The sequence below is a fragment of the Nocardiopsis sp. TNDT3 genome (assembly GCF_003427465.1).
GTDB classification, from domain to species: Bacteria; Actinomycetota; Actinomycetes; order Streptosporangiales; family Streptosporangiaceae; genus Nocardiopsis; species Nocardiopsis dassonvillei.
In genome coordinates this window covers 1-1,057 of record NZ_QPFC01000720.1, presented here as the reverse complement: position 1 = coordinate 1,057, position 1,057 = coordinate 1, and the positions used below count along the sequence as shown (strand labels likewise).

1 protein-coding gene is annotated in these 1,057 nt (G+C 73.0%); it reads right to left on the bottom strand.

Translation table 11 applies throughout. The features are described from left to right. Window positions 1–254 precede the first annotated feature (254 nt). Window positions 255–911 carry a hypothetical protein gene (locus tag DQW06_RS17820; RefSeq protein WP_013152383.1) on the bottom strand — a complete coding sequence of 219 codons (657 nt, stop codon included), beginning with the start codon at window positions 909–911 and terminating at the stop codon, window positions 255–257. Window positions 912–1,057 lie beyond the last annotated feature (146 nt).

Below are 1,057 nucleotides of genomic sequence, written 5' to 3'. Positions count from 1 at the left end.
GCCGACCTGGGCGGCGTTCAGTTCGGGGAAGGCCAGGGCCGCCCCCACGCCGACGAGGAAGACGCCGTAGGCGATCGCGTTCATCACGAGGTAGGCGCCGAGGTTCGCGCGGATGATCCGGAAGGGCTCGCGAAGGCTTCGCATGTGTCTGGCTCCGTGTTCGATGGGGCTGGTTCGATGGGGTCGGGTGAGCCGCCGGGGCTCGCGGTACTCGGTGCCGCGCCGCGCGAACGCGCGCCCCGCGGCGTCGGCGTTCAGCCGCTGCCGTCCAGCAGCGCGTTCCAGCGCAGCCGGGTGGCCCGCTCCACGCTGGAGGCCGAGGCGCACAGCCCGAGCGCGACGTTGAGCCACAGCGGCAGGTCGACGGGTGAGGTGAAGGCGCCGAAGCGCTCGGCCACCGGCGGCACCCGCGAGACCGCCTCGACGACTTGGGGGACGACGAGAAGGATCGGCACGACCAGCAGGACCAGAGACACCGCCCTGACCAGGCGGCCCAACGCCGGGCGCTCGCGGTCGAGGCGGGCGCGGCGGCCCTCCGCCGAGCGTTCGTCCGGAACGAGCTGGCGCTCGTCGCCCCCGGCGGTCACGTGGTGGCAGCGTTTGAGCCCGAAGGCCGTCGACTCCACCTCGACCACCCCTCCCGGCACCGGGAAGACCGCCGGGAGCGTGGACTCCAGGTGGTGCCTGCCGTCCAGGTAGAGGTGGGCCCTGCCCTTGCCGTCCTCGGTCATGACCCGCTGCCAGTAGGGCACGTCGACGGAGTAGACCGCGCGCTGTCCGCCTCCGTCGGTCAGGGGCAGGTGGAACAGGGCGCGCGAGAGCGGCTGCCACCAGCGGAAGCGTTTGAGCGGACGGCCGTCGCCGTCCCTGATCCGCTTGGCCGCCTCGCGCCGTCTGCGTTCCTTGATCACTTCGGGCTCCCTGTCCGCTCGTGAGGGCCGGTGGCCGACCCGACGCGGTATCGCGACCGCCGCGTGCCCGTCGCCGCTGGGGCGCACCTGGCATGCCCGGTCGCGAACCGGTCACGATCGGCACTCGTGCCCATTCCAGAGGCTGC